25 protein-coding genes are annotated in these 26,097 nt (G+C 70.4%); 4 read left to right on the top strand and 21 right to left on the bottom strand.

Annotated features, from left to right (window positions below):
* Positions 1-173 precede the first annotated feature (173 nt).
* Both ileS and ACFORO_RS13695 read right to left on the bottom strand, forming a co-directional pair.
* Complete coding sequence (gene ileS / locus ACFORO_RS13700) at positions 174-3,335, bottom strand: isoleucine--tRNA ligase (RefSeq protein WP_377870082.1); 3,162 nt, start codon at positions 3,333-3,335, stop codon at positions 174-176.
* Between the two features lie 234 nt (positions 3,336-3,569).
* Positions 3,570-4,913 carry an MFS transporter gene (locus tag ACFORO_RS13695; RefSeq protein WP_377870083.1) on the bottom strand — a complete coding sequence of 448 codons (1,344 nt, stop codon included), beginning with the start codon at positions 4,911-4,913 and terminating at the stop codon, positions 3,570-3,572.
* Between the two features lie 64 nt (positions 4,914-4,977).
* On the opposite strand from ACFORO_RS13695, the gene ACFORO_RS13690 reads away from it, so the two are divergent.
* Complete coding sequence (locus ACFORO_RS13690) at positions 4,978-5,766, top strand: ArsR/SmtB family transcription factor (protein WP_377870084.1); 789 nt, start codon at positions 4,978-4,980, stop codon at positions 5,764-5,766.
* Here ACFORO_RS13690 and ACFORO_RS13685 read toward each other — a convergent pair.
* The 11 genes from ACFORO_RS13685 to ACFORO_RS13635 form a co-directional block, all read right to left on the bottom strand.
* The gene (locus ACFORO_RS13685) at positions 5,711-6,316 is read right to left on the bottom strand and encodes a hypothetical protein (protein WP_377870085.1); all 606 of its coding nucleotides are present in this window, start codon (positions 6,314-6,316) and stop codon (positions 5,711-5,713) included. The genes ACFORO_RS13690 and ACFORO_RS13685 overlap by 56 nt on opposite strands.
* A gap of 152 nt (positions 6,317-6,468) precedes the next feature.
* Entirely contained in the window at positions 6,469-7,320 is an 852-nt protein-coding gene (wag31, locus tag ACFORO_RS13680) for a DivIVA-like cell division protein Wag31 (RefSeq protein WP_116205401.1), read from the bottom strand.
* A gap of 52 nt (positions 7,321-7,372) precedes the next feature.
* Positions 7,373-7,645, bottom strand: coding sequence for a YggT family protein (locus ACFORO_RS13675; protein WP_037367937.1), 273 nt, complete (start codon positions 7,643-7,645; stop codon positions 7,373-7,375).
* A gap of 115 nt (positions 7,646-7,760) precedes the next feature.
* On the bottom strand, positions 7,761-8,333 hold the full coding sequence (locus ACFORO_RS13670) for a cell division protein SepF (protein ID WP_354750519.1): 573 nt from the start codon (positions 8,331-8,333) through the stop codon (positions 7,761-7,763).
* An 81-nt stretch (positions 8,334-8,414) separates the two neighbouring features.
* A complete protein-coding gene (locus ACFORO_RS13665; protein WP_377896559.1) occupies positions 8,415-9,146 on the bottom strand; it encodes a YggS family pyridoxal phosphate-dependent enzyme in 732 nt (243 codons plus the stop codon).
* On the bottom strand, positions 9,143-9,856 hold the full coding sequence (gene pgeF, locus ACFORO_RS13660; RefSeq protein WP_344284884.1) for a peptidoglycan editing factor PgeF: 714 nt from the start codon (positions 9,854-9,856) through the stop codon (positions 9,143-9,145). Before pgeF ends, ACFORO_RS13665 begins: the two co-directional genes overlap by 4 nt.
* Before the next feature lie 108 nt (positions 9,857-9,964).
* Positions 9,965-11,281 carry a cell division protein FtsZ gene (ftsZ, locus tag ACFORO_RS13655; protein ID WP_344284881.1) on the bottom strand — a complete coding sequence of 439 codons (1,317 nt, stop codon included), beginning with the start codon at positions 11,279-11,281 and terminating at the stop codon, positions 9,965-9,967.
* Positions 11,282-11,509: 228 nt separating this feature from the next.
* A complete protein-coding gene (locus ACFORO_RS13650; protein ID WP_377870089.1) occupies positions 11,510-12,271 on the bottom strand; it encodes an anti-sigma factor in 762 nt (253 codons plus the stop codon).
* Positions 12,268-12,864: an ECF RNA polymerase sigma factor SigK gene (gene sigK / locus ACFORO_RS13645; RefSeq protein WP_377870090.1), complete on the bottom strand. Its 597-nt coding sequence runs from the start codon at positions 12,862-12,864 to the stop codon at positions 12,268-12,270. Before sigK ends, ACFORO_RS13650 begins: the two co-directional genes overlap by 4 nt.
* On the bottom strand, positions 12,857-13,591 hold the full coding sequence (locus tag ACFORO_RS13640) for a DUF1365 domain-containing protein (protein WP_377870146.1): 735 nt from the start codon (positions 13,589-13,591) through the stop codon (positions 12,857-12,859). The genes sigK and ACFORO_RS13640 overlap by 8 nt, the downstream gene beginning before the upstream one ends.
* Positions 13,585-14,865 carry an NAD(P)/FAD-dependent oxidoreductase gene (locus tag ACFORO_RS13635; protein ID WP_377870091.1) on the bottom strand — a complete coding sequence of 427 codons (1,281 nt, stop codon included), beginning with the start codon at positions 14,863-14,865 and terminating at the stop codon, positions 13,585-13,587. Before ACFORO_RS13635 ends, ACFORO_RS13640 begins: the two co-directional genes overlap by 7 nt.
* Before the next feature lie 63 nt (positions 14,866-14,928).
* Between ACFORO_RS13635 and ACFORO_RS13630 the strand changes: the two genes are divergently transcribed.
* Both ACFORO_RS13630 and ACFORO_RS13625 read left to right on the top strand, forming a co-directional pair.
* Positions 14,929-16,167, top strand: a complete 1,239-nt coding sequence (locus ACFORO_RS13630; RefSeq protein ID WP_377870092.1) for a class I SAM-dependent methyltransferase — start codon at positions 14,929-14,931, stop codon at positions 16,165-16,167.
* Positions 16,164-16,943: a DUF1295 domain-containing protein gene (locus ACFORO_RS13625; RefSeq protein ID WP_377870093.1), complete on the top strand. Its 780-nt coding sequence runs from the start codon at positions 16,164-16,166 to the stop codon at positions 16,941-16,943. The genes ACFORO_RS13630 and ACFORO_RS13625 overlap by 4 nt, the downstream gene beginning before the upstream one ends.
* Here the strand turns inward: ACFORO_RS13625 and ACFORO_RS13620 are convergent.
* Together ACFORO_RS13620 and ACFORO_RS13615 are read right to left on the bottom strand one after the other, a co-directional pair.
* A complete protein-coding gene (locus ACFORO_RS13620) occupies positions 16,930-17,373 on the bottom strand; it encodes a mycothiol transferase (protein WP_377870094.1) in 444 nt (147 codons plus the stop codon). The two genes, ACFORO_RS13625 and ACFORO_RS13620, sit on opposite strands and share 14 nt — an antisense overlap.
* On the bottom strand, positions 17,370-17,879 hold the full coding sequence (locus tag ACFORO_RS13615) for a DinB family protein (RefSeq protein WP_377870095.1): 510 nt from the start codon (positions 17,877-17,879) through the stop codon (positions 17,370-17,372). Before ACFORO_RS13615 ends, ACFORO_RS13620 begins: the two co-directional genes overlap by 4 nt.
* 114 nt (positions 17,880-17,993) lie before the next feature.
* Between ACFORO_RS13615 and ACFORO_RS13610 the strand changes: the two genes are divergently transcribed.
* Positions 17,994-18,428 carry an OsmC family peroxiredoxin gene (locus tag ACFORO_RS13610; RefSeq protein ID WP_377870096.1) on the top strand — a complete coding sequence of 145 codons (435 nt, stop codon included), beginning with the start codon at positions 17,994-17,996 and terminating at the stop codon, positions 18,426-18,428.
* Between the two features lie 505 nt (positions 18,429-18,933).
* Here the strand turns inward: ACFORO_RS13610 and ACFORO_RS13605 are convergent.
* The 6 genes from ACFORO_RS13605 to murD all read right to left on the bottom strand — a co-directional run bounded on the left by ACFORO_RS13605 (position 18,934) and on the right by murD (position 26,096).
* Positions 18,934-19,767, bottom strand: a complete 834-nt coding sequence (locus ACFORO_RS13605) for an NAD(P)H-binding protein (protein ID WP_354749836.1) — start codon at positions 19,765-19,767, stop codon at positions 18,934-18,936.
* A 95-nt stretch (positions 19,768-19,862) separates the two neighbouring features.
* Positions 19,863-20,738: a cell division protein FtsQ/DivIB gene (locus tag ACFORO_RS13600; RefSeq protein WP_377870097.1), complete on the bottom strand. Its 876-nt coding sequence runs from the start codon at positions 20,736-20,738 to the stop codon at positions 19,863-19,865.
* Positions 20,735-22,153, bottom strand: coding sequence for a UDP-N-acetylmuramate--L-alanine ligase (gene murC / locus ACFORO_RS13595; RefSeq protein ID WP_377870098.1), 1,419 nt, complete (start codon positions 22,151-22,153; stop codon positions 20,735-20,737). Before murC ends, ACFORO_RS13600 begins: the two co-directional genes overlap by 4 nt.
* The gene (murG, locus tag ACFORO_RS13590) at positions 22,146-23,270 is read right to left on the bottom strand and encodes an undecaprenyldiphospho-muramoylpentapeptide beta-N-acetylglucosaminyltransferase (protein ID WP_377870099.1); all 1,125 of its coding nucleotides are present in this window, start codon (positions 23,268-23,270) and stop codon (positions 22,146-22,148) included. The genes murC and murG overlap by 8 nt, the downstream gene beginning before the upstream one ends.
* Positions 23,267-24,703 carry a putative lipid II flippase FtsW gene (gene ftsW, locus ACFORO_RS13585; RefSeq protein ID WP_377870100.1) on the bottom strand — a complete coding sequence of 479 codons (1,437 nt, stop codon included), beginning with the start codon at positions 24,701-24,703 and terminating at the stop codon, positions 23,267-23,269. Before ftsW ends, murG begins: the two co-directional genes overlap by 4 nt.
* Positions 24,690-26,096 carry a UDP-N-acetylmuramoyl-L-alanine--D-glutamate ligase gene (gene murD, locus ACFORO_RS13580; protein ID WP_377870101.1) on the bottom strand — a complete coding sequence of 469 codons (1,407 nt, stop codon included), beginning with the start codon at positions 26,094-26,096 and terminating at the stop codon, positions 24,690-24,692. The genes ftsW and murD overlap by 14 nt, the downstream gene beginning before the upstream one ends.
* Between the last annotated feature and the right edge of the window lies 1 nt (position 26,097).

The raw sequence follows: 26,097 nt of genomic DNA, 5'->3' as shown, positions 1-26,097 counted from the left end.
GCAGACGCTTCCCCGCGCGCAGGAGCCGAGGCTCGCCCGTCCGGAGTCACCGGCTGAGCCGCGTGGCTTTCCCCACTCCCGCTGAGGTCCGTGAGGGGAACCCTGAGGGAATCAGATTCCCTCAGGGTTCCCCTCACGTACGTTCGCCTCGGCCGGAGCCCGACCTCGGCGCCTTACGCCTTCGCGACCGCCGCGCGGACCTTCACGCCCTCGCCGACTGTGCCGTCGAAGCCCTCGGCCACCTCGCCGTAGGACACCGACGTCGCGAGCGTTTCGGACGCCACGAACTCCTCGTGCTTGCGCACCGCGGCGCTCACCTCGTCGGTGGCGTCCACGGTCAGCGAGATCCGGTCGCCGACGTCGAGACCGGCCTCGCGGCGGGCCTGCTGCACGACGCGGACCAGGTCGCGGGCCAGGCCCTCGGCCGCCAGTTCCTCGGTGACCTCGGTGTCCAGCACGACCAGACCGGCCCCGCCGGGCAGTTCGGCCGCCGCGCCGCCGCCGGCCGCGACCAGGCGCCGGTCGTACTCGCCCTCGACCAGTTCGACGCCCGCCGCCACGACCGCGCCGGACGCGTTCGTCGTCCAGTCGCCCGCCTTGACCGCCTTGATCACCTGCTGCACGGCCTTGCCCAGCCGCGGCCCGGCCGCGCGCGCGTTCACCGCGACCTCGAACGTGCCGTGCGCCGCGACGTCGGTGGTCAGCTCCACCGACTTCACGTTCACCTCGTCCCGCAGGATCTCGGTGAACCCGCGCAGCGGCTCGACCTCCTCGGCCGCGACGACGAGCTTCGCCAGCGGCAGCCGCACCCGCAGCTTGTTCGCCTTGCGCAGCGCCAGCGCCGACGACGCCACCTGCCGCACCTTGTCCATCGCGGTGACCAGCGCCGCGTCGGCGGGCAGGTCGAGCGCGTTCGGCCAGTCGGCCAGGTGCACCGAACGGCCGCCGGTCAGCCCGCGCCACACCGTTTCCGTGGTGAGCGGCAGCAGCGGCGCGATGACCCGGCAGGTCACCTCCAGCACGGTGTGCAGCGTGTCGATCGCGTCCTGCTCGCCCGCCCAGAACCGGTCGCGCGAACGGCGGACGTACCAGTTCGTCAGCACTTCCAGGAAGTCCCGCACGGTCTGGCACGCGCCCGCGATGTCGTAGCCGTCCATCGCGGCCTCGACGTCGGTGACGAGCTCATGGGTCTTCGCGAGCACGTACCGGTCGAGCAGGTGCGTGGAATCCGTGCGCCACTGCCCCTGCTTGCCTTCGGCATTCGCATACAGGGCAAGGAAGTAGTACGAGTTCCACAGCGGAAGCACGGCCTGGCGGACCGCGTCGCGGATCCCCCGGTCGGTCACGACGAGGTTGCCGCCGCGCAGGATCGGGCTCGCCATGAGGTACCACCGCATGGCGTCGGACCCGTCGCGGTCGAAGACCTCGTTGACGTCCGGGTAGTTCCGCAGCGACTTCGACATCTTCTGGCCGTCGGAGCCGAGCACGATGCCGTGCGACACGCAGGTGCGGAACGCGGGCCGGTCGAACAGCGCGGTCGCGAGCACGTGCAGCAGGTAGAACCAGCCGCGGGTCTGCCCGATGTACTCGACGATGAAGTCGCTCGGGTAGTGGTGCTCGAACCAGTCGGCGTTCTCGAACGGGTAGTGCACCTGGGCGTACGGCATCGACCCGGAGTCGAACCACACGTCGAGCACGTCCGGCACGCGGCGCATGGTGGAGCGGCCGGTCGGGTCGTCCGGGTTCGGCCGGGTCAGCTCGTCGATGTAGGGCCGGTGCAGGTTGTCCAGCCGCACGCCGAAGTCGGCCTCCAGCTCGGCGAGCGAGCCGTAGACGTCGATGCGCGGGTAGGCCGGGTCGTCGCTGCGCCACACCGGGATCGGCGTGCCGAAGTAGCGGTTGCGGGAGATCGACCAGTCGATGGCGTTCTCGAGCCACTTGCCGAACTGGCCGTCCTTGACGTTCTCCGGGTACCAGGTGATCTGCTGGTTCAGCTCGACCATCCGGTCCTTGAACTGCGTCACCGCGACGAACCACGACGACACCGCGCGGTAGATCAGCGGGTTCCGGCAGCGCCAGCAGTGCGGGTACGAGTGGTCGTAGGTCTCGTGCCGCAGCAGCACCGCGCCCTGCGCCGCCGCGCCGCCGGTGCCGTTCTTGAGGTCCTTCACGATGTTCGGGTTCGCGTCGAACGCCTGCTGCCCGGCGTAGTCCGGCACGGTGGCGTCGAACTTGCCGTGGTCGTCCACCGGCGTCACCGGGGCGATCCCGGCCGCGTCGGTCACCACCTTGTCCTCGGCGCCGTAGGCGGGCGCGATGTGCACGACGCCGGTGCCGTCTTCAGTGGTGACGTAATCCGCGGACAGCACGCGGTGGGCGTTCTCCGTGCCGACGAAGTACGGGAACGGCGGCGCGTAACGGGATCCGAGCAGCTGCTCGCCGGTGTAGTGCGCGACGACCGTCGGCTCCTCGCCGAGTTCACGGGCATACGCGGCCACGCGCGCTTCGGCGAGCAGGAACCGCTTGCCGTCGCTTTCCACCACGACGTACCGCACCTCGGGGTGCACCGCGGTGGCGAGGTTGGACGGCAGCGTCCACGGCGTCGTGGTCCAGATCAGCAGATAGGTGCCGTCGAGCTCGTTGTCGTTGCCCTCCAGGCGGAATCCGACCGTGACGGCCGGGTCCTGGCGGTTGCGGTAGACGTCGGCGTCCATGCCCAGCTCGTGGTTGGACAGCGGCGTCGCGTCGCGCCAGCAGTAGGGCAGGACGCGGTAGCCCTCGTAGACGAGTCCCTTGTCCCACAAGCGTTTGAACGCCCAGAGCACCGACTCCATGTAGGTGACGTCGAGCGTTTTGTAGTCGTTGTCGAAGTCGACCCAGCGGGCCTGGCGGGTGACGTACTCGCGCCATTCGTCGGTGTAGCGCAGCACGGATTCGCGCGAAGCCTCGTTGAACTTCGCGATGCCCATCTCTTCGATCTCGGTCGTCTCGGTGATCCCGAGCTGCCGCATCGCCTCGAGTTCGGCGGGCAGGCCGTGGGTGTCCCAGCCGAACCGCCGCTCGACGCGGCGGCCCTTCATCGTCTGGTAGCGCGGGACGATGTCCTTGACGTACCCGGTGAGCAGGTGCCCGTAGTGCGGGAGGCCGTTGGCGAAGGGCGGGCCGTCGTAGAAGACGTACTCGTTGTCGCCGTTCGTGCCCTCGGGGCGGGCGTCGACGGTCGCCTGGAAGGTCCGGTCGCTCTCCCAGTACGCGAGGACGCTCTCCTCCAGCGCGGGGAACGACGGCTGGGACGGGACCGTGGTCTCTCCGCCCGGCGAAGCCTGGGGGTACATCCGGGTGCTCCTCGCATTCGTCGCTCGTACGGGCGACCGGCGGCCGCCCACACGGGGACGAGACGCTCGCGCGTCACGCGGTACCACCCCGCTTGCCCGGCACGCTGCTCCCGGGCCACTCGTTCGCACGGCTGTCACGGGCCGCACCCGTCCGGTTCTACTGCGGGCGGCGGGCGCCCGGTTCTTCCGGAGGCTCCCCGGTGATGGCCGGATCGACGCCTTGCTGACTCCAGATTAACCCGTCGCCGCAACTCGCTTTCGCCCTGCCCGGCTGTGCACCGTCACCGCCGCGAGCACCGCCGCCGCGACCCACAGCCCCGCCGAGACGAATCCGAGCAGATGCAGGCCGTGCACGAACGTCACGTGCGCCGACGGTTCTCCCGCCACCGCACCGAAAACCGCCACGCCGAGCGCGCCGCCCGCCTGTCGCGCCGCGTTGTTGATTCCGCCCGCGATGCCCGCGCGCTCGCCCGGCGCGTCGGCCACCGCCGCGGTCACCACGGCAGCGGTCAGCAGTCCCATCCCGACACTGAGCACGAGCAGCGTCGGCAGCAGTGTCCAATACCCGGTGCAGGGGCCGATCCGCAGCAGGTTCAGCATCGCCGCCGCGCCGAGGAGTAGCCCGGTCACGATCTGCGGGCGCGGGCCGAACCTCGCGGTGAGCCGTCCGGAGACCGGGCCGAGCAGGACCATCGGGACGAACATCGGCACAACGGCGGCGGCAGCGGCGATCGGGTCCGCGTGGAGCACGTCCTGCAAGTAGAGCGTGAACACCAGCACCGAACCGAGGCCGACGAAGTTCATCGCCGCGGACACCAGGTTCGCGCCCGCAGTCTGCCGAGACCGCAGCAGCGACAGTGGCAGCATCGGTTCGGCAGCGCGCCGTTCCACCACGACGAACGCCCCGGCCGCCGCCACCGCGAGCAGCCCGACCCACGGCGTCTTCGCGATCACCGCGTACACCCCGGAACCAAGGGCCAAGGCCGCGGTCACCGCGCCGGGAACATCCACGCGGCCCGGTTTCCGAACGTCCGGCGGCACCAACCGCCGGGTCGCGACGGCCGCCACGGCCACGATCGGGACGTTCAGCCAGAACACCGGCCGCCACCCGGCCGTCTGCACGAGGATCCCGCCCAGCAACGGCCCGGCAGGCAGGGCGAGCGCCGAAATCCCGGCCCAGATCCCCAGCGCACGAGCGCGTTCCGCACGCCCGGGAAACGTCCCGGTGAGAACCGCCATCGTGCCCGGCAGCAACAACGCCGCCCCGACACCCTGCACCGCGCGAGCCGCGACGAGCCAGCCCGCCGACTGTGCCAGCCCGCACGCTGCCGAAGCAGCCCCGAAAACGGCTAGCCCGGTCAGCACCACGCCGCGGTGCCCGAGGACGTCGCCGAGTGCTCCCCCGGTCAGCAGCAGCGCGGCAAGCACGACGGAATACCCGACCACCACCCACTGCAGCTGCGGAACGTCGGCGTGGAGTTCGCCGCCGAGGGTGGGGAGGGCGACGTTGACGACGGTGACGTCGAGCTGCACCAGGAACATCCCGGCGCACATAGTGAACAAGATCGCGGTGCGCATGAGTCCAGGAGACACCGGGGACGCTTCCGTCGCGGTGGAAGTGTGCCGGGGGCATGCTGGAGGCATGGAAGGAGACGCCGACATCGCGCGCACCGCCGCCCTGTTCGCCGATCCTGCGCGGGTCCGCGTGCTGATGGCCCTCGCGGACGGCCGGTCGCTGGCCGCCTCGGTACTGGCCGGCGAAGCGGGTCTGACCGCGCAGGGTGTGAGCGCGCACCTGTCGAAGCTGCTGGCCGCGGGCCTGGTGACGGCGGAAAAGTCCGGCAGGCACCGGTTTTACCGCATCGCCGGAGCTGCCCCCGATCTGCTGGAGGCGCTGGCCCGGCACTCCCCCGCGCGTCCGGTCCGCTCGCTGCGGGAGGGAACGCGCGCGGAAGCCTTGCGCACAGCGAGATTATGCTACGACCACGTCGCCGGACGGCTCGGCGTGACCGTCACGGCGGCCTTGCTCGACCGCGGCGCACTGGCCACTGTGGACGGTGATCCGACCACCCAGCGACGGCCCGGGGACCGGATTTCCTCGCAGCTGCAAGATCATCCGTACGTGCTGGGCCCTGCCGCCGACGAGGTTTTCGCCGCGTTAGGCGTGGATGTCGCGGCAGCGGCGGAGAGCCGTCGTCCGCTGCTGCGGTTCTGTCTGGATTGGACGGAGCAGCGCCATCACCTGGCCGGAGCGCTGGGCGCGGCCGTCACACGACGGTTCATGGACGCGGGATGGCTTCGGTCACGGGCGAAGGCCCATCGAGCGGTACAGCTCACTGAGAATGGCGCACGGGTGCTGGAAGAGGTACTGGGAGTCAGCGATGCGCCGCGGCAAGCACCGCGTCCGGACCGCACCGCGCACACGGCGTGAAGCCCAGCTGCCGCGCCTCGCCGACGCCGATCGGGATGGTGTCGCGGCCGGACAGCCAGCCGCAGTCCACCAAGTGGTACCGCGGGTACTCGTCGACGACCACGACCTCGTCCTCGAGTTCCTTGACCACCTCGAGGTCTTCCGGCGCGGTTTCCTCGACGCCGGGCGGGGTGTCGCGCACGGCCTTGGCTTCGGATGTGGGCTCGCCTTCCGAAGCGGGCTTCTCGGCCTTCGGTTCCGGCACGTCCGCCGGATCGCCCAGCTCGCCCGTCGCGGGGAGCAGCGCGGTCTGCTCGGCGTCCTCCTCGGCCGGGGCCGCCTCGTCCTTCTCCTCCGCCGAATCCGCATCCGCATCCGAATCCGTGTCGGAGTCCGCGGCGTCATCGGCGTCCGCGCGCTTGCGCCGCCGCAGCCAGTCGACGAGCAGAAGCAGCCCGGCGAGCACGGAGAGGCCGATGGAAACCCAGGCCCACAGCGAGGTGCCCGTGATGAGCGCCGTGACGAGCAGCCCGAGAGCCGCCAGCACCAGAAGGAGGACGATGTAGAGCACGCTGAATTACAACACGGGCCGCCCGTTTTCCGGATGCGACCCGCCCACGCGGCGTACCCCGCCGGTTCCCCACCGTGGCGGTACCGGATCCGGACACGCCGAAACCCCGCCGGGTCGGAAGGTCATCCGGCGGGGTGCGTACGGCGGTTCGGTCAGCCGGCCTCGGCGCGCGGACCGAAGGAGTAGCCCTGACCGCTGGTGCCGGTCGAGGACTGGCTCGAACCGGAGGACGCCGACGCCGGGGCCGCGGAGCCTCGGTCGTCGAGCTCGCGCAGCTGGGACTCGAGGAATCCGCGCAGCCGGGTGCGGTATTCGCGCTCGATCGTGCGGAGTTCTTCGATCTTCTTGCCCAGAGCGCCCTTTTCGGCGTTCAGGTTGTTCATCGTCTCGGTGTACTTGCGCTGCGACTCGCGTTCCATGGTGGTCGCCTTGTCGCGCGCCTGGCGCTCCAGCGTCTCGGCGCGCGTGCGCGCGTCGTTCAGCATCGTCTCGGCGCGGGTGCGCGCCTCGTTCACCATCGAGTCGGACTTCGCCCTGGCGTCGGACAGCAGCTGCTCGGACTTGGTCCGCGCCTCCGCCAGCATCCCGTCGGACTCGGTCTTCGCCTCGGCGGTGAGCCGGTCGGCCATTTCCTGCGCCAGGCCGAGCACCTTGGCGGCCTGGACGTTCGGCTCGCCGCTGTCGGGGACCATCGAGTGAGCCTGGGTCTGCTCCATCGCCGACGCGGGCGGCGGAACCGGGGCGAGCCGCCGCGACGGCTCGGGGTCGCGGCCCGGCGGCGGGCCGGCGACCTTCGCGTTCTCGAGCTCGGAGCGGGTCGACTCCAGCTCGGCGTCGAGCTGCTCCACCTGCTGCCGCAGCTCGTTGTTGTCCTCGATCAACCGGGCAAGCTCGGTCTCCACCAGGTCGAGGAACGCGTCCACCTCGTCCTCGTTGTAGCCCCTCTTGCCGATGGGCGGCTTGCTGAACGCGACGTTATGCACGTCAGCGGGGGTCAACGACATCAGATCACCTCACGCACTCCATGGCCTGCAGGACACACCCGGGTTTCCCCGATCACCTGGGTGTCAGTTGCATCGCGAAGAACACAACCAACAGCAGCACCATAATTGACAAGTCCAGTCCTACGCCGCCGATCCGGACCATCGGAATGATCCTGCGGAACAACCGCACCGGCGGGTCGGTCACTGTGTAGATGGTCTCGAGCGTCACCGCAACCCCTCCGGCGGGACGCCATTCCCGTGCGAAAGTCCGCACGAGCTCGACCACGATCCGGGCCGTGAGCAGCAGCCAGAAGGCAAACAGCACGTACCAGATCGCAAGCCACACAGCATTCACGGCGACCACTCTAGCGGGGGACGGCCGAGTTGGGCGCGACCAGCCGCGCTGAGGGCGACATAGTCGACAAAATCACGTCTGGCTGCGCCCAGCGGTCCGGCCGTGTTCACCCGCGCAGGAACAATCCGCCCTCGGCGATCCGCCTGCGGTCCTCGGCGGTCACGTCCACGTCGGGCGGTGAGAGAAGGAACACCTTGTTGGTGACCTTGTCCATCGAGCCCCGCACGGCGAACGCCAGTCCCGCCGCGAAGTCCACGATCCGCTTGGCGTCCGCGTTCTCCATCTCGGTGAGGTTGATGATCACCGGAATGCCCTCGCGGTAGTGCTCGCCGATCGCCCGCGCCTCGATGTAGCTCGTCGGGTGCAGCGTCGTGATCCGGCTGAGCGGGTCCCGCACCGGCGCGGCGACCGGTTCGGCGACCGGGCGCAGCCGGGCGACCGGCTCCGGCTGGCGGTCCACGGCGAGCGCGCCGTGCGTCGTCGGTTCGGCCGCCATCGAGCGCGACCGCACTCGCGCGGCGGGCTCGTCGTAGCTCTCGTCGACGTCGCGGTAGCGTGCCCGGGACCGGGCCGGCGGCTGGTCGTAGCCGTCGTCGTACTCGTCGTAACCGTCGTCGTAGCCGTCTTCGTCCGCGGGCACCATCCCGAAGTAGGCCTTCAGCTTCTGCAGCGCGCTCATAGCCTCTCCCTAGCCCTTGCCGCTCCCGCACCGTTGTGCCCCGCCCGGCCGGACACGAAACGTGACCACCGGGCGGGCTCCCTACGGCGAGGCTAAACCGCGCCCGCCGAGCAACGCGGTTCCGACACGCACACACGTCGAGCCGTGCCGGATCGCCTGGTCCAGATCATGGCTCATTCCGGCGGACACGTCAGCGGCTTCCGGATACCGGGCGCGAACTCTTTCCGCCGAGCGGGACAGCCGGGCAAAAGCTGTGCCCGGGTCTTCCCCTAACGGGGCCACAGCCATCACGCCTCGCAACCGCAGCTCCCCCGTGTGGGCGATGTGGTCCGCGAGAGCGTCGACGTCGTCCAGCAGGGTTCCGCCGCGCGCGACGTCGCCGTCGAGGCTCACCTGGACCAATACGTCGAGCGGTCCGGTCCGCTCCCCGGCCTCCCGCGCGGCGGCGACCGCGCGGGCGAGCGCGTCGGCGAGCCGCACCGAGTCGACCGACTGGACCTCGGCCGCCCAGCGCACGACCGAACGCGCCTTGTTCCGCTGCAGCCGCCCGACCATGTGCCAGCGCGGCGCGACGTCCGGGCGCAGTTCCGCGACCTCGGCCGCCTTCGGGCCGGCTTCCTGGTCGCGGTTTTCGGCGAGGTTCAGCAGCCCGAGGTCGGTGAGCAGCGCGGCGTCGGTCGCCGGGAACGTCTTGGTGACGCCCAGCAGCCGCACCTCGTCGCGCGAACGCCCGGCCGCCGCGCAGGCGTTCGCGATGCGCTCCTCGACCGCGGCCAGCGACGCCGCCAGCTCCGCCCGCCGCTCCTCGGTCACGCCTTCTCCTCTTCCAGCCAAGTGATGCCGGCGATCCGGCCGGTGGTGCCGTCGCGGCGGAAGCTGAAGAGCGTCTTGTCCTCCGCCGTGCACCGCGGATCCGCGCCGACGCGCCCGACGCCCAGGTCGGCCAGCTGCTGCCAGAGCCCGGCGCGCAGGTCTAGACCGGTGGTGCCCTTGCGCGTCTTGCAGGAGCTGCCGGGCAGATGCTTCTCGACGTCCGCGGCCATCGCGGCCGGGACCTCGTAGCAGTCGCCGCAGATCGCCGGGCCCAGCAACGCCTCGACCCGGCCCGGTTCGGCCCCGAGTTCGCGCATCGCCTCCAGCGCGGCGGGCACCACGCCGACCCGCGCGCCGACCCGGCCCGCGTGCACCGCGGCGACGACGCCCGCTTCCGGATCCGCCATGAGCACCGGAACGCAGTCCGCGACCAGCACCACGAGCGCGACGCCCGGACGGTCGGTCACCAGCGCGTCGGTGGCTTCGGCGGCCGAGGTCTCGGTCCCGTCCACGACGGTCGCGGTGCGGCCGTGCACCTGTTCCATCCAGGCCAGCTTGTCCTCGGCGAGGCCGAGCTCGGACGCCAGCCGCTTGCGGTTGGCGTAGACGTCGCCCGCGTCGTCGCCGACGTGGTCGCCGAGGTTGAAACTCTCGTACGGCGGCCGGGAAGCCCCGCCCGCCCTGGTCGTGACCACTCGTCGTACTCGCACCCCGTCATCCTGCCAAAAACAACGGCGGCCGCCCTCCCGGAGGGCCCGGCACACGGCAACGGCCGCCCCGAACGCATCGGGACGGCCGTTGTCGAAAATCCGTGCTTACTACCGCCGCATGAACGGCGGCACGTCGACGTCGTCGTCGGTCGGGTCGTCGTGGACCGTCGTCGGGCGGCTCGGCAGACCGCCCGTCGCAGAACCCGAACCGATCGGCGAATACCCCCTCGTGCCGCCTCCGGGTTGCGGGAGGCCGCCCGGCGGGGTACCGGTGCCCGGCTGCGGCAGGCCCGACGACGGCGTCCGCGGCGGGGCCACCGGGTAGCCGGAGCTGCCCGCGGGCGGCACCGGAGTGGCACCGGTCTGCGGCGGGGACTGCGGAGCCGAACCGCCGCCGACCTGGCCCGCCGCGGCGGACGCGGTGCCGTTGCCCTGTTTGCCGCCGAACGCGGGCGGGTCGAGTTTCTTGTGCGTGGGCGCGCCGGCGTCGAAGCCGGCCGCGATCACCGTGACGCGGACCTCGTCGCCGAGGGAGTCGTCGATGATCGTCCCGAAGATGATGTTCGCGTCCGGGTGCGCCGATTCCTGCACGAGCGACGCGGCCTCGTTGATCTCGAACAGCCCGAGGTCCGATCCGCCCGCGATGGACAGCAGCGCGCCGTGCGCCCCGTCCATCGACGCTTCCAGCAGCGGCGAGTTGATCGCCTTCTCCGCGGCCTGTATCGCCCGTCCTTCGCCGCGCGCGGAGCCGATGCCCATCAGCGCGGAACCCGCGCCGGACATGACGCTCTTGACGTCGGCGAAGTCCAGGTTGATCAGGCCCGGCGTGGTGATCAGGTCGGTGATGCCCTGGACACCGGAGAGCAGCACCTCGTCGGCGGAGCGGAACGCGTCCATCAGGGACACGCCGATGTCGCCGAGCTGCAGCAGCCGGTCGTTCGGGATCACGATCAGCGTGTCGCATTCGTTGCGCAGCTGCTGGATGCCGTCCTCGGCCTGCTTGCCGCGGCGTTTGCCCTCGAAGGTGAAGGGCCGGGTCACCACGCCGATCGTGAGCGCGCCGAGCTTGCGGGCGATCTGCGCGACGACCGGCGCGCCGCCGGTGCCGGTGCCGCCGCCCTCGCCCGCGGTCACGAACACCATGTCGGCGCCCTTGATGACCTCTTCGATTTCCTCGCGGTGGTCCTCGGCCGCCTTCTGCCCCACCTCGGGGGCGGCTCCGGCGCCGAGTCCGCGGGTGAGTTCCCGGCCGATGTCGAGCTTGACGTCGGCGTCGGACATGAGCAGTGCCTGGGCATCGGTGTTCACCGCGATGAACTCGACACCCTTGAGGCCGACCTCGATCATCCGGTTCACGGCGTTCACGCCGCCGCCGCCGATGCCGACGACCTTGATCACCGCAAGGTAGTTGTGCGGGGGCGTCATCGGGTCCGCCTTCCTGATCGTGATGTGCACATGCCGCCCGCCGGGGCCGGAAACCCTCAACCTCAACCCGAGAGTGAGAGTTATGTCAACCACCGGCGTCAAGGCAGGACGGTAGGCGCCGCGCAAGCTCTAATCCAGTAGCCACGCCGTGAGCGGCAAAGGTGTTTTGCCACAACGCGAAGCCGTACGCAAGGCCGGAACCCGCCGCGGAGCCCGGCGCGCGGTCTGCTATGCGGGCACTGAAGCGACCAGCACGACGTCGCTCGACGGCTTCCCCGACGGCGATCCCCCGGCCTGCTCGACACTGATCGCGAACTGCTGTGCACCAGCCAAACCGTCCGCCACCACCAGCGAACCCGACGGTCCCCCAGGCAGCAATCCGGCCGGACGCGGCGCGAGTTCCGGGCCCATCAGCCAGGCCTCGTACACCTTCCCGGACTGGACCGGCGGCAGCCCGGACTGCATGAACATCACGCGGTCGAGCTTCCGCGAAATCACCACCGTGCCGCCGCCCCCGCGCGGCGACGCGACATGTTCGGTCCGCGCGTCGGGCGCGGTGAGCAGTTCGGCCACCGGCAGGTACCGGTCGCGCGCGGCGTCCAATTCGGACTGTGCGCTGTTGAGCTGGCCGCTGGTGTGCAGTGCGATCCCGCCGAACACGCCGGCCAAAGCGAGCCCGACGACGGCGGCAGCGGCGGCGATCAGCATCGGCCAGCGGCGCGGGCCGCGCGGGCGCGGTTCCGCGGCACCGGTCCGCGGCGGCACCTGGCGGGTCGTGCGCATCTCCGCGAGCACCCGGTCCTTGAGGCCGGACGGCGGCTGCTCGTCCATCGCCGCGCCGAGCCGGGCCGCGGTCTCGCTCAGTTCCCGCACTTCCTGTGCGCAGGCCTCGCACTGGTCGAGATGACGGCGGAATTGGGCCCGCTCGACCTCCGACAGCGCGTCGAGTGCGTACGCGCCGGCCAACGTGTGCATGTCCGGACTGGTCACGCCGTCACCCCCAGGCAGTCGCGCAGGCGGATCAACCCGTCGCGCAGTCTGGTCTTGACCGTCCCCTGCGGCGTGTCCAGCACGTCGGCCACCTCGCGATAGGTGTAGCCCTGGTAATAGGCCAGGAGGACGGATTCCCGCTGCAATTCGGTCAGCGTCTTCAGGCAGCGCCGCACCTGCGAGCGTTCCAGCCGGGTCGCGACGGATTCCGCGACCTCGTCGAACGGACGTCCGCGCGCGGCTTCGAAGGTCGCTTTCCGCTCGCGTTCAGTGCTCGCCCGGGCGGACCGCACCCGGTCGACCGCGCGGCGGTGCGCGAGGGTCATCGCCCAGTTCAGGACGCTGCCCTTCGCCGACGAGTAGCGCGTGGCGGTCTTCCACAGCTCCACGAGCACCTCCTGCGCGACCTCCTCGGACTGCGCGGGGTCCCGCACGATGCGGCGGACGAGCCCGTAGACAGGACCGGCGAGCTGATCGTAAAGCCGTTCGAAGGCGCGTTCGTCTCCCTTGGCGACCAGCGCCATCAGGTCCTCGGCGCTCGTCGACGACGGCACCGCCGAGAGCCGGTCGGCCGGGCGTGCGCTCTCATCCATGGAGGGCTCCTGCCGTGTTCTGTCCGGTCCGGGCGGCGAGCGGGGCTTTCCGCCGCCACAGCGCGAGCCCGTGGCGACGGATCAACGCGGAGACGCGGTGCGGTTGCAGCGGCCTGCCCAGCAGGAAGCGCGCGAGCGTGCGGATCCCGGCCGGACGGCGGACTCCCCGCAGCGTAGCCGTCAGAGCCGCGTCGCCGTCGCGGTGCAGGACGACGGTCAACGCCAGCAGCGCGTCCGGGCGCGGCAGGTGCATCCGGTACTCCCCCGCCATCTCCTGGAACGGCGACACGTAGAACTCCTTGTCCGCCCGGAGGTCCCCGAGGTCTTCCCCCTGCTGGAGCAGGTAGGCGTGGCGGCCGCCGTAGGTGTTGTGCACCTCGGCGACCACGCAGGCGAGCGCGCCGTCCGGCGTGTGGCACCAATAGACGGTGATCGGATTGAACACGTACCCGAGAACGCGCGCCGACGCGAGCATCGTCACCGGCCCGCCGCGCAAGTCCACTCCGCGGTGCGCGAGCCAAGCGTCCAGTTTGGACCGGATGTCGCCGGGCTCGTCGCGGTCGAAGTGGTCGCGGCCGTCGAAGCGGGCGAACGGCCGGAGCCACCACGGCAGCCGCGGCAGGCGGTCGAGGTCGGTCAGCCACAGGTACATCCGGTGCGCGAAGGAGTACGGCGGATCGGCCCGGCGGACGTGCGCGACGGTGGCGTCGTAGAGAGCGGTCACCAGGCCACCCCGAAACTGGCCGCGGCGCGGACGCCGGAGGAACAGCCGTCCTCGTGGAATCCCCAGCCTTGATAAGCACCGGCGTACGCGATGACGCCGTCGTTCAATTCCGCCAGACGTCGCTGCGCGGCAACGGATTCCGGCGTATAGATCGGGTGTTCGTAAGACATTTTCGCGACCGTTGCGGCGGGATCGAGGTCATCGCTCGGATTGAGGGTGACGGCGTACGTCGTCGTTTCTTCGAGGCCCATCAACCGATTCAGGTCGTAAGTGACTTGGACGGCGTGCAGGTCGGCGCCGCAGGCAGGCGTCCGGTAATTCCAGGAAGCACGAGCGGCGGGCACGGTCGGCAGCACGGCGGGATCGGTGTGCAGCCAGGCTTCATTGCGCGAGTAGCGGAAGGTACCGAGCAGTTCCTGTTCCGCAGCAGTGGGATTCGCCAACATCCGCAACGCCTGATCGGCATGCGTGGCCACCACAACCCGGTCGACCCGGTGCGCGGTGTCGGCATCGTCGCGCACCTCGACGCCGCGCGCGGTCCGCCGCACCGCGCGAACCGGAGTGGACAAATGCACGGCAGTCAACTGCTTGGCCGCCCGCTCCACGTACTCTCGCGAACCGCCGACGACCGTCCGCCACGTCGGCGAATTCCGCACGGTGAGCATTCCGTGATTGCGCAGGAATTCAAACAGATACCGCGCCGGATACTGCATGGTGTCGGTGCGATCGGCGGACCACACTGTCGAAACGAGCGGCAGCACGAAATGGTCCACGAAGTACCGCGAATACCCGCCGATCGCCAGGAACGCGCCGAGTGGGACGTCACCCGCGTCGGGGCGGGCCAGCAAGCGTTCAGCGTGCCGGTGGAACCGCTTCACCTCGGCCAGCATGAGCAGGTAACGCGTGGACGCGGCGTTGCTCCGTTGCGCGAACAGCCCGCGCAGGCCCTTCGCCCCGGCGTACTGCAGGCCGCAGCCGTCGCAGCGGATGCTCATCGACATCTCGGTCTCGCGGGTGCGGACGCCGAGTTCGCCGAACAGCCTCAGCAGCGTCGGGTAGGTGCGCTCGTTGTGGACGAGGAACCCGGAATCGACGGCGACCGTCCCGCCGTGCGCGCTCGGCACGTCGTGGGTGTGGGCGTGTCCGCCGAGCCGGTCGTCGGCCTCGAACAGCAGAACCTCGTGGCGGCGCTGCAGCAGGTACGCGGCGGTGAGGCCGGCGACCCCGCTGCCGATGACAGCGATGCGTTGTCCCGTGGTGTGGTGCACGGAAGGCATTCGGCGCCGCCGCCCGCTCGGATTGGCACCAATCCGCGCGACTGTCGGTTCCGAAGCCCTGGTATGCCGAAATCCGCAGCTCACCGACTGGCCGACTTCGCCGAACGGATCCTCGGCGGTCCGCTCCCGGTGGCCGTCCGCACCTGGGACGGCCACCAGGCCGGGCCAGCCGGGCCGATCGTCGTCCTGAAAAACCGCCGCGCGCTGCGCTGGCTCCTGTACTCCCCCGGCGAGCTCGGCCTGGCGCGGGCTTACGTGTCGGGCGACCTGGACGTCGAGGGCGATCTCACCGAAGGCTTCCGGCGAGCCTGGGCGTACCGGCCGCAGCTGTCCGCACGCGACTTCGGCGAGGCGATCCGCCTGGCCGCGCGGCTCGGGGTATTCGGCCTGCCGCCGAAGCCGCCCGCCGAGGAGGCCCGGCTGCGCGGAAAGCTGCACACCCCCGGACGGGACCGGTCGGCGATCTCGCACCACTACGACCTGTCGAACGCCTTCTACCAGCTGCTGATGGACGATTCGATGGCGTACTCCTCGGGCTACTGGTCCGAATCCGCCGACCTCGCCCGCGCCCAGCACGACAAACTCGAACTGATCTGTCAGAAACTCGGCCTGCGACCGGGCATGCGGCTCCTCGACGTCGGCTGCGGCTGGGGTTCGCTGCTCGTACACGCGGCGAAGCACCACGGCGTCGAGGCCGTCGGCGTCACGATCTCCGCCGAGCAGGTGCAACACGTCAAGAACCGCCTGGCGCAGCACGACCTGGACGACCGCGTCGAGGTCCGCAGACAGGACTACCGGGAACTCGCCGGAGATTCCTTCGACGCCGTAGCCTCCATCGAAATGGGCGAACACGTCGGCGAGGACAACTACCCGACCTACACCGCCACGTTGTTCCGCATGCTCAAACCCACCGGACGACTGCTGCTGCAACAAATGTCGCGCGGAGCCGTCGCACCCGGCGGCGGGGCGTTCATCGAGCGCTACATCGCCCCCGACATGACGATGCGCCCGCTGAGCCGCACGCTCAGCCACCTCGAAACCGCAGGCTTCGAAATCCGCGACGTGCACGCGTTGCGCGAGCACTACGTCCCGACCGTGCGAGCCTGGGCGGCCACCCTGGAACAACACTGGGACGAAGCCGTCGCGCTGATCGGCGAGGCAGGCGCCCGAGTCTGGCGGCTGTACCTGGCAGGCGGCGCGCTCGCCTTCGAGGAGAACCGCATGGGCGTGGACCAGATCCTGGCCGTGCGTCCCGACGCAACCGGCCGCACCGGAATGCCGTGGACAAGGGAGTGGGCATGATCGCACTGCTCGGCCTCACCGCCGGAGTCACCCTGGCCGCGGTGACCCTGACCTTCGGCATCGCCCGCCTGCGCCACCGCTACGACACCATCGACACCTTCTGGGGTCTGGGTTTCGCCCTCGTAGCCGTGGTCGCGTTCCCCTTCGGCACCGGCCCGCTCGCCCTGCGCCTGACCACCGCCGCGCTCACCGTCATCTGGGGCGTCCGCCTGGCCGTCCACCTGCACCTGCGCAACCGCGGCAAGCCGGAAGACCCGCGTTACCAGCAGATTGTCGAACGCGCGGGCCAGAACCCCGGCCTCCGGATCTTCGTGCGGACCTACCTGATGCAGGCCGTGGTCCTGTGGTTCGTCTCGCTGCCGGTGCAATTCGCCATGTCCGGCACGGGTTTCGGAGTCACCGCCTGGCTGGGCGCAGCGGTCTGGCTGCTCGGCTTCGCCTTCGAAACCATCGGCGACGAACAACTCCGCCGCTTCCGCGCCGACCCGGCGACCGACGGTCAAGTCCTGGACACCGGCCTCTGGCGCTACACCCGCCACCCGAACTACTTCGGCGACGCCTGCGTCTGGTGGGGCCTCTACCTGCTGGCCTGCTCAACGTGGCCCGGCGCCGCGACAGTGCTTTCGCCGATCGCGATGACCTTCACCCTTGCCCGCGGCACCGGCAAGCCCATGCTGGAGAAAGGCATGCAGCACACCCGCCCCGGGTACGCCGACTACATCGCCCGCACCAGCGGATTCCTGCCGCTGCCCCCGAAGAAACTCACTCCCCGATGAGCTCCCGCAACAACTCAAGATGCCGCGCGGTCTCCTTCACCAAGTACTCAACCACCGTCGCCACCGTCACCAGCCGATCGCCCTCGAACCCCACCGGATCCTCCAGCGACCGATCCGCGAGGGCCTCGCGACACAGCTCGACATTGTCCTGATAAGCGCTGCGCAACTCCTCGACCGGCAGGTCGAGCCCAACCGCGAACGCGGCGTCGCGCCCTGCCTCCAGCCGCTCGGCCCATCGCTCCGGCTGCCCAGTGACGACCACGTCGTACATGGCGTTCTCCACCAGCGCGAGATGCCACAAAATCCCGGCGGCAGTCATCAACTCGCCGGGCCAGCGAGCCTGTTCGTCGGTGAGTTCGGAGCACTTCCACGCCACGGTCGCGCGCAGCAGTTCGAGGTCGTCGACCAGCTGCGCGCGGTCGAGGCTCACTCCCCGGTGAGACCGTCGGTCAGCTCGCGCAAAAGGTCCAAGTGCCCGAGATGGCGCGCGGTCTCCTCGATCATGTGCGTGACGACCCAACGCACCGTGAGCGGTTTGTCCCCCTTGAACAGCACAGTGTCCTCGAACCCCCGAGCCGCCACCACAGCCCGGCACTTCTCGGCCTCAGCCTCGTAGTCAGCGATCAACTGCGCAATCGGCAGCTCCAACGCGACCCGGAACTCAGCATCCCGGTCAACTTCGAGCCGATCCGCCCACTCGTCCGGCTGCCCGTCCAGCACGACGCGGAACCAGTAGTTCTCGACGAGCGTGAGGTGGCACAACAGCCCAGCGATAGTGGTCAGCTCACTGGGCACGTGCTTCTGGCGAGCCTGCTCGTCGGAGAGCCCGGAGCACTTCCACACCACGCTGGCCCGCATGAAGTCGAGAAACCCGGTGAGCTGAGTGCGCTCGTCCCCCGCCATCGGCGGGTCAGGACGTTCAGGAGCATTGGTCACCCCAGAAGTCTGCCGCACGCGGCCACCCGTTTTCGTGAATTAACTTGCGCACAATGTAATTGTGCACTACCTTCATGAGGGTACGCATCCCCGACCGCATTCAAGGAGACAGCGATGCCCAGCCGCGACGCAACCACCCACTGGACCGGCGGACTGCAGAAAGGCAAGGGCGAGGTCACCTTCGACTCGTCGAACCTGGGTACCTACGAGGTGTCCTTCCCGACCCGGTCCGGCAATCCCGACGGACACACCAGCCCCGAAGAACTCATCGCCGCGGCCCACTCGAGCTGCCTGGCGATGAACCTCTCCGGCGTCCTGGAATCCCAGAACCTGGAAGCTGACTACATCGACGCCTCCGCCGAAGTCACCCTAGGCCCGGCTGCCGGCGGCGGCTTCGAAATCAGCGGCATCGCCATCACCCTGCGCGCGAAACTGGCCGGCGTGACCGCCGAACAATTCGCCGAACTGGCCGAAACCGCGGAAAAAACCTGCCCGGTCTCCAAGGCCCTCTCCGGCACCACCATCACGCTGGACGCCGCCCTGGCCTGACCTCCGGTTCCGTGAGGGGAACCCTGAGGGACTCAGAGTCCCTGAGGGTTCCCCTCACGACCCTCGCGCCCATTCCGGCGGCCGTGAGGGGCTCCTTCACGGAATCAGATTCCCTCAAGGGGCCCTTCACGGACCGCCCCCACTGCCGCGACGCACCAACGCCGCATTCGACGCATCCCACCGCGCCCAACGCGGCATTCGGTGCATCCCACGCACCCAACGCCACATTGGGGCCCTACCCAGCCCCACCTCGCGAACCCCAACGCGACCATCCACTCAGCCGTGCGCACCCACTGCCCAACCGCAGCCAGTGCACCCGCCCAACCAGGCAGCCACACTCCCCCGCTCCCCGATACGAAGCCAAAAACGCGGCCCGAGGGTGTTTGTCAAGGCATCTTTCCCGCCTTGACAAACACCCCCGCGCCGCAGTCACAATCAAGCTTCGAGGTGCCCCACGCACCCAACGTGCGCAATGTCGCCGCCAGGCGACGAGCCGCACAAGAAATCAAGAAAACGCGGCGACATTCCCCTTAGCCCACTCAGCATAAGAAACCCCAGGCCGCCCCAGCAACTCCTCCACAACCCCAGTAGGCACCTGCGGATTCTCAGCAGTGAACTCGAACATCTCCAACAACCAAGAAGCAATCTCCTCCGGATACCCAGCCGCAACCCACTCCGCGACCTGTTCCTCAGGAGTCAACTCCACAAACGGCACCGGCTTCCCCAACGCAACCCCGATAGCCGCAACCATCTCCGCGAGAGAAACCCCCTCCGGCCCGCTCAACTCATAAGTCCGCCCCACATGCCCGTCAGTACTCAGCACATGAGCAGCCACCGCCGCGATATCCCCCAAATCAATAGGAGTCTGCGTAGCCGACGGATAAACCGATCGAACCTCCCCACGCTCCCGAATCGAAGCAGCCCACCCCAGCGAATTGATCATAAACGCCCCAGGCCGCAAAAACGTCCGATCAAAACCGCCAGCCTCGACGGCCTTCTCAACCGCAGCAAACCCATGCCCGCTAGAAGCCGGATGCTCATCCCCCACACTAGCCCCGGACAACGCGACAACCCGCCGAATCCCAGCCCCGGAAGCCAACTCGCAAAACCGGGAAACAGTCCGCGCATAAGGCGCCAGATAGACCGCCGAAACCCCCTCCAGCGCAGCAGGCAACGTCGAAGGCTTGGCCAACGACCCGACCACCACCTCAACCCCGTCAGGCAACGCCGCCCGCTCCGGATCCACCGTCAACGCCCGCACCGGCACCCCGCGAGCCACCAGCTCGTCGACCACCAGCCGCCCGACGTTGCCCGTAGCACCCGTAACCAGAACCGTCATGCCCCCACCTTCTCGTATGGCGTACGAACACAGCAAGCGTATGCCATACGAGAACTCAGGGCCACCGCATCCGGGAAGCGGCCAGGACAACGGGCCTAAGAGGTGATGGTCGGCAACTCCGGCGCAGAAACGTCGTAGACCTTCCCCTGCTGCGTCAGCAACGCAGCCAGCACCTTCGCCTTGCGATCGGTGTTCTCCGCGTTCCCCCACCGCACGGTCTTGCCGGTAGAAAGCGTGAACTCCACGCTCGCCGGAGTCTGCGCGGTGACCGTCTTCGTCTGCTTCAGCAGCTGTTCCGGCAACACTCCGAGCACCGCGGTGACCGCGCGGGTGACCGGATCATCCACCGACACCTTCGGCAGCTTCAGCTCCGGCAACCCGACCGGCCGGGTCTTCACGGTCTTGAACACGACCCCGCCGCCGTCGACGAGATGCACCCCGTCGCCGCCCGGCCCGCTGTCGAAGAACGCGATCGCGGTCCGCTCAGTCACCGCGATCTCGAGCGTCGTCGGCCACGACCGGGAAACATCGACCGTCGCGATGCCCGGCATCTGTGCCACCCGGTCGCGGATCCCGTCGACGTCCGCCCGCAGCATCGGCTGCCCGGCCGGCACCTCGGCGGTCGCGCGGATCTGGTCCGCCGACACGGTTTTCGCGCCCTGCACCTCGATCGTCTTCACCGAGAGCAGCGAGCTGAAGAACAGCAGATAGCCCAGCGCCAGCAAGGTGACCACGGACAGCAGCGCCACCCAGCGGCGGCGGATCTCCTGGCCGCGCGTCGGCCGAGACTTCCGCGCGGACGCCCGCGCCGAGCGACCCGAGCGGCCCGGACGCGCCGCGGTCCGGGCGCGGGTGCGCTGGCGTTCCTCCTCGGTCCGCCGCCCCCGTCGTTCCCGGGCCAGGGCAGCACGCTGCTCCTCGCCCGCGCGAGGCGCGGGCGAGCGACGGCGCTGCTGCCGGGTCCCGGTCATGCCCGTCCGGCCCTCCGGTCCAGCTCGGCCAGGATCTCCGGGCCCAGCTGCGTCACGTCGCCCGCGCCCATGGTGATCGCGAGATCGCCCGGCCGCACGAGGTCCGCGACCAGGCCGGCGGCCACGTCGAAGGCGGGCTGGTAGTGCACCGGAACGGTGACGCGGTCGGCGATCAGCGCGCCGGTCACGCCCGGCACCGGCTCCTCGCGCGCGCCGAACACGTCGAGCACCACGACCTCGTCGGCCAGCGACAACGCCTCGGCGAACTCGGCCGCGAAGGTCTGCGTGCGCGAGAACAGATGCGGCTGGAACACCACCACGACGCGTCCGCTGCCCGCCGCCGTGCGCACCGCGCGCAGCTGCGCGGCCACCTCGGTCGGGTGGTGCGCGTAGTCGTCGTACACCCGCACGTCGCCCGCGCGGCCCTTGAACTCGAACCGGCGGCGGACCCCGCCGAACGCGGCGAGCCCGGCGGCCATGCCGTCCAGCGGCGCGCCGAGTTCGATCCCGGCGAGCAGCGCGGCGACCGCGTTGAGCGCCATGTGCTCCCCCGGCACCGCGACCCGCAGGTCGTGTTCTTCGCCGTCCAGCGCGACTCGCACGACGCCGCCGTCCGGCGCGGGCGTGTAGTCGAGCACGCGGACGTCGCCCTCGCCGGAAGCGGCGCGGCCGTAACGGCGCACCCGCACTCCTGCCGCGGCGGCCTCGTCGCCCAGCCGGGCCGCGCCCTCGTCGTCGGCGCACACGATCAGCAGACCGCCCGGCTCGATCTGGCCGACGAAGTCGCTGAACACCTTCACGTACGCCTCGGCGGTGCGGTGGTGGTCGAGGTGATCGGGCTCGACGTTCGTCACCACCGCCACCGACGGCGAATAAGTGAGGAAGGAACCGTCGCTCTCGTCGGCCTCCGCGACGAACACGCCGCCCTCGCCGTGGTGCGCGTTGGCCCCGGACTCGTTGAGGTCGCCGCCGATCGCGAACGACGGGTCCATCCGGCAGTTCTGCAGCGCCACGGTGAGCATCGACGTGGTCGACGTCTTGCCGTGCGTTCCCGCGATGCACGCGACGCGGTGCCCGGCCATCAGCCCGGCCAGCGCCTGCGCGCGGTGCAGCACCGGGATGCCGCGCTCGCGGGCCGCGGCGAGCTCCGGGTTGGTCTCCTTGATCGCGGTCGACACCACGACGGCCGACGGCGGTTCGGCCAGCTCGCCGAGGTTTTCCGCCTTCTGGCCGACGAACAGGGTCGCGCCCTGGGCGCGCAGCGAAAGCAGCGCGCGCGATTCCTTGGCGTCCGACCCGGACACGGCCGCGCCGCGGGCGAGCAGGATCCGCGCGATGCCGGACATCCCGGCCCCGCCGATCCCGATCAGGTGCGCCCGGCGCAGCCGCGCGGGCAGTTCGGGCGTGTCAGGCACCGGCGGCCTCCAAAACGATGCGGGCGAGGGTCTCGTCGGCCTCGCGGTGGCCGAGCCCGACCGCGGCCGCGCTCATCGCGGCGACCCGGTCGGCGTCGGTCACCAGCGGGATCACCAGCTCGGCGACCTTTTCCGCGGTGAGGTCGGCGTCGGCGACCATCAGCGCCGCGCCGGCGTCGACCGCGGGCTGGGCGTTGACCGCCTGCTCGCCGTTGCCGTGCGGCAGCGGGACGAACACCGCGGGCAGCCCGACCGCGGACACCTCGGCCGCGGTCATCGCGCCGGACCGGCACACCACGGCGTCCGCCGCGGCGTAGGCCAGGTCCATCCGCTCCAGGTACGGCACCGGCACGTACGCCGGACGGCCGGGAAACTCTTGCACCGCAAGGGAGTTCTTCGGCCCGTGCGCGTGCAGCACGCCGACGCCGGCCTCGGCGAAGTCCTTCGCCGCGCCGGAAATCGCGGAGTTGATCGACGCCGCGCCCTGCGAGCCGCCGAACACCAGCAGCGTCGGCGCGTCCGGGTCCAGCTCGAAGAATTCGCGAGCCTGCGCCCGCAGCGCGGCCCGGTCCAGCGTCGTGATCGAGCGGCGCAGCGGAATGCCGACCACCTCGGCCTTCGGCAGCGGCGTGCCCGGCACCGCGACCGCGACGCGGGACGCGAACCGGGCGCCGACCTTGTTGGCCAGCCCGGCCGATTTGTTCGCCTCGTGCACCACGATCGGCGTGCGGCCGCGCGCGGCGAGGTACGCCGGCAGCGCGACGTAGCCGCCGAAGCCGACCACGACGTCCGCGTGCACCCGGTCCAGCACCTCGCGGGTGCGGCGGACCGAATCGCGCACCTTCAGCGGCAGCCGGAGCAGCTCCGGCGTCGGCTTGCGCGGCATCGGGACCGGCGGGATCAGCTCCAGCGGGTACCCGCGCGCGGGCACGAGCTTGTTCTCCAGGCCGCGTTCCGTGCCGAGGGCGACCACCTCGGCGTCCGGGCGCAGCCGCTTCACGGCGTCGGCCAGCGCGAGGGCGGGCTCGATGTGCCCGGCGGTGCCCCCGCCGGCGACCACGACGACCGGCGACCGGCCTGCCGCCGACCGCTCAGTTCCCTTGACGGGCTTGCTCACCAATGACCTCTCCGGTTCGCGGTGCCCCGGGCACCGCGGTTCGCTGTAGTCCGCCGCGCCGACCGGCGGCGTTCCTGTGCCGGTGCGGGCCGGGCCGCACGCGGCGCCGGCCTGGCCGCCTTCGTCCCGCTCCCCGCGGCGCGCGTTCCCTTGCGGGTGGACGGCGGGCGGTACGGATCGGGTGCGGGCAGCCGCAGCAGGCGTCCGAATTTACCCGGCCCGTGCGAGCGCAGTGCGGCCACCGCCTCGGGTTCGTGCCGCGCGGCGTTGGCCAGCACGCCCATGATGAGCATGGTGATCACGAGCGACGTGCCGCCGTAGGAGATCAGCGGCAGCGTGACGCCGGTGACCGGCAGCAGCCCGACCACGTAGCCGATGTTGATGGCCGCCTGCGCGACGAGGAACACCGTCAGCGTGCCCGCGACGATCCGGATCCACGGGTCGATGTTGCGGGTCGCGATGCGCAGGCCGACCACGGCGACGCCGGCGAACAGCGCCAGCACGACCGCGCAGCCCACGAAGCCCAGTTCCTCGCCGATCAGCGCGAAGATGAAGTCGTTCTGCACGTTCGGCAGGTAGCCCCAGTTCGACGCGCCCTGCCCGAGCCCCTTGCCGAACAGCCCGCCGTCGGCGAGCGCCAGCTTGGCCTGGTTCGCCTGGAACCCCTCGGCCGAGGTGTCCGCGTCCGGCGACAGGAACGACATCACCCTGGCGAGCCGGTAGGGCGCGATGATCGCCAGCACCAGCACGCCGCTCAGGCCGCCGGCCAGGATCACCCCGAAGAGCCGTTTCGGCGCGCCGGCGAACCACAGCAGGCCGAGCAGCACCACCGCGAGGGTGATCGTGCCGCCGAGGTCGGGCTGCATCATCACCAGCGCGAACATCAGCAGCGCCACCGGAACCACCGGGACCAGCAGGTGCCGCCACTGGTGCAGCTTGCTGTACTTGATCACCAGGATGTGCGCGCCCCAGAACGCCAGCGCCACCTTCGCCGCCTCGACCGGCTGGAAGGTGAACACGCCGAGTTTGAACCAGCCCTGCGAGCCGTTCACGGTCGACCCGAGCGGCGTCAGCACCAGCATCAGCAGGCCGAGGCAGATCACCGTCATGGTCGCGGACATCCGGCGGATCCGCTCGAGCCGGACCCGCAGGCCCACCCAGAACACGATCCCGCCGAGCGCGACGAACATCAGGTGCCGGAAGAACAGCGCGTACACGCCGCTGCCGGTCTTCGGGTTGTACGAGGCCACCGACGACGCGGACAGCACCATCACCGCGCCGATCACGGTGAGGATGCCGGTGAGCGCGAGGACCAGGTGGAACGACGCCAGCGGCCGGGAAAGCCAGGCGGTCAGCCCGGTGCGGAGCGCGACGAACGGGCTTTCCTTGCGGACGCGCCGCGGGCGTGCTTTCTTCTCGTCAACGACTGTCATCCGCCGCCCCCGCCGCGCCGTCGGCCAGAGCACGGACTGCGGCTTCGAACGCGTCGCCGCGCGCTCCGTAGCCGCGGAACATGTCCAGCGAGGCGGCGGCGGGCGCGAGGAGCACCACGTCACCAGGACGAGCCAGGGCGCTGGCCGCATTCACCGCCGCAGTCATGGGCTCATCGTCACCCGGAAGGAGGCGGTTGCACGGGACATCCGGCGCGTGTCGCGAGAGAGCGGCTTCGATCACGGGGGAATCGACACCCAGCAGGACAGCCGCGCGCAGTTGTCCGCCGACCGCGGCGACCAGCTCGTCCACCGAAGCGCCTTTGAGCTGTCCGCCGGCGATCCAGACCACGCTTTCGTGCGCGAGCAGCGAGCCGAGCGCGGCGTGCGGATTGGTGGCCTTCGAGTCGTTGATGTACCGGACGCCGCCGACCTCGGCGACCTCCACCGCGCGGTGCGGCGCGGGCTCGTACGCGCGCAGCCCCTTCCGCACCGCCGCGAGCTGCACTCCGTGCACCCGGGCCAGCGCGGCCGCGGCGAGCGCGTTCGCGAGGTTGTGCGGTCCGGCCGGGCGGACGTCGGCGATCTCGGCCAGTTCCTCGGCGCTCGTCTCGGGATCGGCCCCGAAAGCCCGGTCCACCAGCAGGTCTTCGACCAGGCCCAGCTCGCCGGCGCGCGGGGTGTCGAGCACGAACCCGATCCGCCGGGCGTCCTCCGGTGCGTGCTCCTCGGCGATCCGCGTGGACCACGGGTCGTCGACGTTGTGCACGACAGCGCGCGAACGGTGGTGCGCGCGGCCCTTCGCCGCGGCGTACTCCTCCATCGAGCCGTGCCAGTCGAGGTGGTCCTCGGCGAGGTTCAGCACCACCGAGGCGTCCGGCGCGATCGTGGACGACCAGTGCAGCTGGAAGCTCGACAGCTCGACGGCCAGCACCTGATGCCCGCCGCGGACCGCGTCCAGCACGGGGTAGCCGACATTGCCGCAGGCCACCGCGTCCGCGCCGGCCGCGCGCAGGATCGACTCCAGCATCCCGACCGTGGTCGTCTTGCCGTTGGTCCCGGTGATCACCAGCCACGCGGGCGGATGCTCGCGCAACTGCCCGATCCGCCACGCCAGCTCGACGTCGCCGATCACCTCGATGCCCGCCTCCGCCGCCGCGACCAGCAGCGGGGACGTCGGCCGCCAGCCCGGACTGGTCACCACGAGCACGGTGTCCGCCGGGGGTTCGGTCAGCCCCGGCACCAACTCGGCGCCGAGGCCCTCCAGCTCGGCGAGCCGCTCGGCGTTGCCGTCGGTGACCGTGACCCGTGCGCCCAGCTCGCGCAGCACGGGAACGACCGATTTGCCGGTAACGCCCGCGCCCGCGACGAGAACGTGTTTGCCGTCCAGCTGCAAG

Source organism: Amycolatopsis halotolerans (genome assembly GCF_042647905.1).
Taxonomy (GTDB): Bacteria; Actinomycetota; Actinomycetes; order Mycobacteriales; family Pseudonocardiaceae; genus Amycolatopsis; species Amycolatopsis halotolerans.
The sequence above is the reverse complement of the archived record's forward strand: the minus strand, read 5'-3'. Positions and strand labels throughout refer to the sequence as shown.

Bases quoted from the DNA above. Each gene is read 5' to 3' on its own strand.
- wag31 (WP_116205401.1), bottom strand. From the start codon at position 7,320: ATGTCGTTGACCCCCGCTGACGTGCATAACGTCGCGTTCAGCAAGCCG.
- ACFORO_RS13630 (WP_377870092.1), top strand. From the start codon at position 14,929: ATGCCGAAATCCGCAGCTCACCGACTGGCCGACTTCGCCGAACGGATC.
- ACFORO_RS13690 (WP_377870084.1), top strand. From the start codon at position 4,978: ATGGAAGGAGACGCCGACATCGCGCGCACCGCCGCCCTGTTCGCCGAT.
- ACFORO_RS13670 (WP_354750519.1), bottom strand. From the start codon at position 8,333: ATGAGCGCGCTGCAGAAGCTGAAGGCCTACTTCGGGATGGTGCCCGCG.
- ACFORO_RS13625 (WP_377870093.1), top strand. From the start codon at position 16,164: ATGATCGCACTGCTCGGCCTCACCGCCGGAGTCACCCTGGCCGCGGTG.
- ACFORO_RS13635 (WP_377870091.1), bottom strand. From the start codon at position 14,865: ATGCCTTCCGTGCACCACACCACGGGACAACGCATCGCTGTCATCGGC.
- ACFORO_RS13600 (WP_377870097.1), bottom strand. From the start codon at position 20,738: ATGACCGGGACCCGGCAGCAGCGCCGTCGCTCGCCCGCGCCTCGCGCG.
- ACFORO_RS13605 (WP_354749836.1), bottom strand. From the start codon at position 19,767: ATGACGGTTCTGGTTACGGGTGCTACGGGCAACGTCGGGCGGCTGGTG.
- ftsZ (WP_344284881.1), bottom strand. From the start codon at position 11,281: ATGACGCCCCCGCACAACTACCTTGCGGTGATCAAGGTCGTCGGCATC.
- ACFORO_RS13695 (WP_377870083.1), bottom strand. From the start codon at position 4,913: ATGCGCACCGCGATCTTGTTCACTATGTGCGCCGGGATGTTCCTGGTG.
- ileS (WP_377870082.1), bottom strand. From the start codon at position 3,335: ATGTACCCCCAGGCTTCGCCGGGCGGAGAGACCACGGTCCCGTCCCAG.
- ftsW (WP_377870100.1), bottom strand. From the start codon at position 24,703: ATGACAGTCGTTGACGAGAAGAAAGCACGCCCGCGGCGCGTCCGCAAG.
- sigK (WP_377870090.1), bottom strand. From the start codon at position 12,864: ATGGATGAGAGCGCACGCCCGGCCGACCGGCTCTCGGCGGTGCCGTCG.
- ACFORO_RS13610 (WP_377870096.1), top strand. From the start codon at position 17,994: ATGCCCAGCCGCGACGCAACCACCCACTGGACCGGCGGACTGCAGAAA.